Consider the following 6,171-nt stretch of genomic DNA (forward strand, 5'->3'; position numbering starts at 1 on the left):
GGGCCTTGTGGTGTTCGGTCCTGACGGATCTGGAAGTGCATCGCACCCCTTGAACTGGGGTGTTGCAACCACCACTAGAACCCAAGCATCGGGGACGCGGCCCTTCGCGCGCTCCTCGGTCTCATCCCCGCCTTCGGCGGCGAAAACGCCCGGGGAGGCAGGGATGAGACCGGCCGTTCACGCCGGGGAGGAGGTCACTCGTAGCCGAACTTCTGCGTCCAGGCCCGGTCGGCCTCGCCGACACCGATGGCCTGCAGGTCGCAGTTGAGGATGTTCCTGCGGTGACCATCGCTGTTCATCCAGGCGTCCATCACCTGCTGGGCGTTCTGCTGCCCCTTGGCGACGTTCTCCGCACCCCAGGAGCTGTAGCCGTGCCGGCTCGCACGTTCGCCGGGGCCCTCGCCCTCGGGGTTCTCGTGCGCCATGTAGTCGCGGGCGGCCATGTCCTCGCTGTGCTCCTGTGCCGCGGCGGTCAACCGGTCGTCCACGTGTACCGGGTCGCACCCGTTCGCCGAACGTTCGCTGTTGACCAGGTTCACGACCTCGGTGGCCAGGGGGCCGCCGGCGTCGGTGGTGTTGTTTCCGCCACCGCCACCTCCGTTGCCACCGCCACCGTTGCCGTTTCCGCCGCCACCGCCGTCGCCGCCCTCGGCGTCGGCCTCCTCGGTGTCCTCCGGCGAGAACGTGGCGGTCGCCTGCGCGCTGAGCGTTCCGCTGTCACCGGAGGGTTCGGCTCGCTCGGGCGCCGCGGTCGGTTCGTCGAAGAAGTCGTCGTCCTTCGCGCTCTCGGGGACCAGGGAATCGTCGGCGACGGCCCCCTCCCCGATCTCGCCGACGGCGTTCGCGCCGTCGGCGGCGTCCGAACCGTCCTCGCCGACCGTGTTCAGGACCAGGGCGCCGGCCAGGGTCAGTCCGACCGGGATGGCGATCACCCCGGCGACCAGGGGCACCATTCGGCTCTTCCTGCGCCCCTCGGAGCCATCGCCCTCTACGTCGAAGTCATCGTCGTACTCCGATGACGGTCGGCTGCGGAGCGAGCGCTGTTCGCGAGCGCTCATCCTGCGCCTGCCTCGGCGGCCTCGCGCCATTTCGCTGTACCTTCCGTGCGGGGTCGGGGAACGCGCGGGCGCACCCCCGCGGGGGTGTGGGGGTGGGTCGGGCCCGAAATCGGCCCGATGGGACTCCACCGCCCGAGATCGGCCTCGGTGCGGCTTTCCCGTGCCCGCGTCAGAAGGAGTCTGTGCGACGCCGGGGTCTTGCGTGGCCGAGGGGGCAAGGGCGGCACACCCGAACGTCGAACTCCCTAGCGCGTGAGAGTAGAGCAAATGTCCTGAAAAGGGAATCTAAACCGTAATAAACCAGTTCAGGGGCGTGTGCGTCGGTGCGGACCGACCACCTGGTCGGTCTTTCGGGGGTGACCGACCAGGTGGTCTGACACATCCGCGACAATGGAGGGGTGAGCCTCTACCGAGACGAGGGTGTCGTCCTGCGCAACCAGAAGCTGGGCGAGGCCGACCGCATCGTCACCCTCCTGACCCGCCGCACCGGACTGGTACGCGCCGTCGGCAAGGGCGTGCGCCGCACCAAGTCCCGCTTCGGAGCCCGTCTGGAACCGTGCACCCACGTCGACCTCCAACTGCACACCGGGCGCTCGCTCGATGTGATCACCCAGGCCGAGACCGTCCGGTCCTACGGCACGGCCGTGGTCCACGACTACTCCCGGTACACCGCCGCGACCGCGATGCTGGAGACGGCCGAGAAGGTCGTCGCGGTGGAGAAGGATCCGGCGCTGCGCCAGTTCCTACTGCTCATCGGTGCCCTGCGTACCCTGGGTGAGGGAAGCCACGACTCCAGGCTCGTCCTGGACGCCTACCTCCTGCGGTCGCTGGCCGTTGCCGGTTACGCCCCGGCACTGACCGAGTGCGCACGCTGCGGAACCCGGGGGGAGCACCGTGCCTTCGCGGTGCACGCCGGCGGTATGGTCTGCTCGGTGTGCCGCCCGCACGGCTCCGTGTACCCCGCTTCCGAGACGGTCCGACTCATGTTCGACCTGCTCGGAGGCGATTGGGACAGCGCGGACGCCAGCGACGGAAGGCATCGCTCCGAGTGCAGTGGGATGGTCGCGGCCTACCTGCAGTGGCACCTGGAGAACGGAATTCGATCCCTGCGCCATGTGGAGCGTTCTTGAGTCTGTTCAGCTTCGACAAAGGTGGGCGGGACCGGCGGGAGTACACCGCACCCGTCCCGCACCCCAGTGGGGCCCGGCCCCCTCGTCTGCCCGCCGACCTGGTGCCCCGCCACATCGCCGTGGTCATGGACGGCAACGGCCGCTGGGCCAAGGAACGCGGCCTGCCGCGCACCGACGGCCACAAGGCGGGGGAGGCCTCCCTCTTCGACGTGATCGAGGGCGCCCTGGAGATGGGCGTGCCCAACCTGTCCGCCTACGCCTTCTCCACCGAGAACTGGAAGCGTTCCCCCGACGAGGTGCGGTTCCTGATGGGCTTCAACCGTGACGTCATCCGTCGGCGCCGTGATGAGCTGCACGCCCGCGGCGTGCGCGTCAAGTGGTCCGGGCGCGCGGGGATGCTCTGGAAGAGCGTCATCTCCGAGCTCAAGGACGCCGAGGAGATGACCAAGGACAACACGGCGCTGACCCTCCAGTTCTGCGTGAACTACGGTGGCCAGGCCGAGATCGTCGACGCCGCCCGAGCGCTGGCCCGTCAGGTCGCCGAGGGGCGCATGTCCCCGGAGAAGATCACCGAGGACACGATCTCCCAGCAGCTCTACGCTCCCGAGGTCCCCCCGGTGGACCTGTTCGTGCGCTCCTCCGGGGAACAGCGGCTGTCCAACTTCCTGCTGTGGCAGAGCGCCTACGCCGAGTTCGTCTTCCTGGAGACGCTCTGGCCCGACTTCGACCGCCGCGACCTGTGGCGGGCCTGTGAGATCTACGCGAGCCGGGACCGTCGGTACGGAGGTGCCGTGCCCAACCCGGTCGAGGGGGAGAAGAAGTGAAGGACGGCGGCGACGCACTGCTCCGACCCGGGATGTCCGTGGTCTCGATGGGGGACAGCTTCACCGAGGGTGTGGGCGACCCCTATCCGGACGGCTCCGGGGTGTTCCGCGGTTGGGCCGACCGGCTGGCCGAGCACCTGGCCGACCACGTCGGGGAGATCCGCTACGCCAACCTGGCGGTACGCGGCAAACTCATCCGGCAGATCGTCACCGACCAACTGCCGCCCACCCTGGAGATGGCCCCGGACCTGGTGACCCTGTGCGCCGGCGGCAACGACCTGCTGCGCCCCGCCGGCGACCCCGAGCGTTTGGCCCGCGTCCTGGAGCACGCGGTGTCCCGCCTGCGCAAGGGCGGTAGCGACGTGGTCCTCTTCACCGGTGTGAACATCGCGACCGGGTACATGCGCGGCACCATCGGCCTGTTCGCGCGCTACTACATGAACGTGCGCGCGATCGCGGACGAGTACGGCTGTCATGTGGTCGACCAGTGGTCCATGGACGTGCTCACCGACTCCCGGGCCTGGGACGAGGACCGACTGCACATGTCCCCGGAGGGGCACCGCCGGTTGGCTCTGCGCGTGGCCGACGTCCTCGGTGTGCCCACCTCCGAGCGCTGGGACGAGCCCTGGCCCGAGGCCGAGCCGGTGCGCTGGGCGCAGGCGCGACGTGAGGACCTGCACTGGGTGAAGGAGTCCCTGGGCCCGTGGATCGGCCGACGCCTGACCGGGCGTTCCTCCGGTGACACGGTGACCGCCAAACGTCCCGAACTGACGCCCCTGACCAAGGACCGTTGACCGGGTCCGGGAGGGACCATGGGCGGTCGCCCCGCGCGACCCACGGTGCACCGCCCGTGGTGTGAGGTCCACCCCAAAAAGTGACGAACCATCAACCTACTGTCGCGTAACCCGGGCCTCAGGTTGCATCATCGGACACCATGAGTGGTGTGCCGACCGGTTCCTCCGGTGACCTGAAGAGCAAGGGCATCCTGTCCTACGTCGCCCTCGGTGACAGCTTCACCGAGGGTATGAGCGATCATTACCCGGACAGCGACAGCGTACCCAACGGTCGTTATCGGGGTTGGGCCGATCGTGTGGCCGAGCACCTCGCCGACCACGTCGGCGAGGTCCGCTACGCCAACCTCGCCATCCGCGGTCGCCTCATTCGCCAGATCCACGACGAGCAGGTGCCGCGCGCGGTCGAGATGAAACCCGACCTCGTCACCCTGTGCGCGGGCGGGAACGACATCCTGCGCCCCGGCAGTGATCCGGACCAGGTCGTGGAGATCTTCGAGTCGATGGTGGCCGAACTGCGCGCCACCGGCGCCCGGGTGGTCATCTTCACCGGCTTCGACACCAACTGGCAGCCGGTCATGCGCCACCTGCGCGGCAAGATCGCCACCTACAACATGCACATGCGCGCCGTCGCCGACAAGTACGGCTGCGACGTCGTCGACGTGTGGAGCATGCGCGTCCTCGACGACAACCGCGCCTGGAACTGGGACCGCCTGCACCTGTCCTCGGAAGGTCACCGTCGCCTGGCACTGCGCGTGTGCGAGGTGCTGGACGTGCCGGTCGAGGGCGACTGGAACGAGCCCTGGCCCCCGCCGGAGCCCCGTGACTGGCGGACCGCCCGCCATGAGGACCTGCACTGGGCGCGCGAGTTCCTGGTCCCGTGGATCCACCGCCGGCTGACGGGTCGTTCCTCCGGAGACGGAGTGAGCCCCAAGCGCCCCACCCTGCAACGCTGCGAGCCCACGCACCACGCCGACTGACCCCGCGCCCGGAGCCGTCCCGGCATGAGTGAGGCCCCCACCGACCGGTGAGGGCCTCACTCTTCGGTGCGAGTGGAACGGATCAGCTCTTGGAGCACTCGGCGCAGGTGCCGAAGACCTCGACGGTGTGGGTCACCCCGGTGAAACCGTGTTGGGCGCCGATCTCGGCGGTCCAGCGTTCCACGGTGGGACCCTCGATCTCCACCGCGGTGGAGCACACCCGGCACACCAGGTGATGGTGGTGGTTCTCTGTGTCGCACGCGCGGTAGACGGCTTCGCCCTCATCGGTGCGGAGCACGTCCACGTCGCCCGAGTCGCTCAGCGCCTGTAGGGCGCGGTAGACGGTGGTCAGGCCGATCTTGGATCCGTCGGCCCGCAGGTCCGCGTAAAGGTCCTGCGCACTACGGAAACCGGAGGAGGCCGTCAGTGCCTGATGCACGGCCTCACGTCGTGTACTCATGGTGTCACCTTCCCCCGATCGGTCTGGAGCATCGTATCCGTGGGGTCCGCCGAAGCCGGCGCTGCCCCACGGCCCTTGGTCGTCCGGCGCAGGACACCACCGGCGACCACGGCCACGCAGTACACCGCGAGGGCCAGTAGGACGATGGTGGCGCCGGGCGCCAGGTCGGAATAGAACGCGGTGGTCAGACCACCCACCGAGGACAACAGGCCGATGAACACGGCCAAGCCCATGGTCACACGGAAACTACGGCTGAGCTGCTGTGCCGCGGCGACGGGGACGATCATCAACGCGCTCACCATCAGCACGCCCACCACCCGCATCGCGATCACCACGGTCAACGCCGCGGTCACCGCCAACAGGATGCTGAGGAAGCGCACCGGCAGCCCGTGGGCCCGCGCCACCTCCTCGTCCTGGCACAGCACGAACAGCTCCCGGCCGAAGACCGCCAGTACCGCCAGCACGCCCGCGGCCAGCACGCCCACCACCCAGATGTCCTCCTCGGCCACGGTGCTCACCGAACCGAACAGGAAGGAGGTCAGGGTGGCGTTGCTCGCCCCCGGAGTCAGCCCGATGAGCAGCACGCCACCGGCGATGCCGCCGTAGAACAGCAGCGCCAGCGCCACGTCACCGCTGGTGCGGGTGCGAACCCGGACCAACTCCATGAGGACGGCGCCCAGGGTCGCCACCACGGCGGCGGTCACCACGGGGGAGGTGCTGGTGAGCAGGCCCAGAGCCACACCGGTCAGTGCGACGTGGCCGATGCCGTCGCCCAGCAGGGCCAGGCGTCGCTGGACGAGGAAGGTGCCGATCACCGGGGTGACCAGACCCACCAGCACGGCGGCGATCAGTGCCCGACGCATGAACTCGTAGTGCAGCAGTTCAGTCACGGTGGGGCACCTCTAGTCGGACGATCTCCGCGTGCGCG

General features: G+C 69.1%; 7 protein-coding genes. 4 read left to right on the top strand and 3 right to left on the bottom strand.

Features of this window, described 5'->3' with window-relative positions; translation table 11 throughout:
- Positions 1-194 precede the first annotated feature (194 nt).
- A complete protein-coding gene (locus tag K8V84_RS23840; RefSeq protein ID WP_304078824.1) occupies positions 195-1,058 on the bottom strand; it encodes a CAP domain-containing protein in 864 nt (287 codons plus the stop codon).
- Between the two features lie 398 nt (positions 1,059-1,456).
- Between K8V84_RS23840 and recO the strand changes: the two genes are divergently transcribed.
- The 4 genes from recO (at position 1,457) to K8V84_RS23860 (ending at position 4,783) form a co-directional block, all read left to right on the top strand.
- The gene (gene recO, locus K8V84_RS23845) at positions 1,457-2,188 is read left to right on the top strand and encodes a DNA repair protein RecO (RefSeq protein WP_304078825.1); all 732 of its coding nucleotides are present in this window, start codon (positions 1,457-1,459) and stop codon (positions 2,186-2,188) included.
- A complete protein-coding gene (locus K8V84_RS23850) occupies positions 2,185-3,012 on the top strand; it encodes an isoprenyl transferase (RefSeq protein WP_304078826.1) in 828 nt (275 codons plus the stop codon). The genes recO and K8V84_RS23850 overlap by 4 nt, the downstream gene beginning before the upstream one ends.
- A gap of 32 nt (positions 3,013-3,044) precedes the next feature.
- Positions 3,045-3,806 (top strand): SGNH/GDSL hydrolase family protein, encoded by a 762-nt coding sequence (locus K8V84_RS23855; RefSeq protein WP_304078830.1) that lies wholly within the window; start codon positions 3,045-3,047, stop codon positions 3,804-3,806.
- A gap of 140 nt (positions 3,807-3,946) precedes the next feature.
- A complete protein-coding gene (locus K8V84_RS23860) occupies positions 3,947-4,783 on the top strand; it encodes an SGNH/GDSL hydrolase family protein (protein WP_304078827.1) in 837 nt (278 codons plus the stop codon).
- A gap of 82 nt (positions 4,784-4,865) precedes the next feature.
- Here the strand turns inward: K8V84_RS23860 and K8V84_RS23865 are convergent, their stop codons facing one another.
- Both K8V84_RS23865 and K8V84_RS23870 read right to left on the bottom strand, forming a co-directional pair.
- The gene (locus tag K8V84_RS23865; RefSeq protein WP_304078828.1) at positions 4,866-5,243 is read right to left on the bottom strand and encodes a Fur family transcriptional regulator; all 378 of its coding nucleotides are present in this window, start codon (positions 5,241-5,243) and stop codon (positions 4,866-4,868) included.
- Positions 5,240-6,133 carry a metal ABC transporter permease gene (locus K8V84_RS23870; RefSeq protein WP_304078829.1) on the bottom strand — a complete coding sequence of 298 codons (894 nt, stop codon included), beginning with the start codon at positions 6,131-6,133 and terminating at the stop codon, positions 5,240-5,242. The genes K8V84_RS23865 and K8V84_RS23870 overlap by 4 nt, the downstream gene beginning before the upstream one ends.
- Positions 6,134-6,171 lie beyond the last annotated feature (38 nt).

This window comes from Nocardiopsis listeri (assembly GCF_020741345.1).
Lineage (GTDB): Bacteria > Actinomycetota > Actinomycetes > Streptosporangiales > Streptosporangiaceae > Nocardiopsis > Nocardiopsis listeri_A.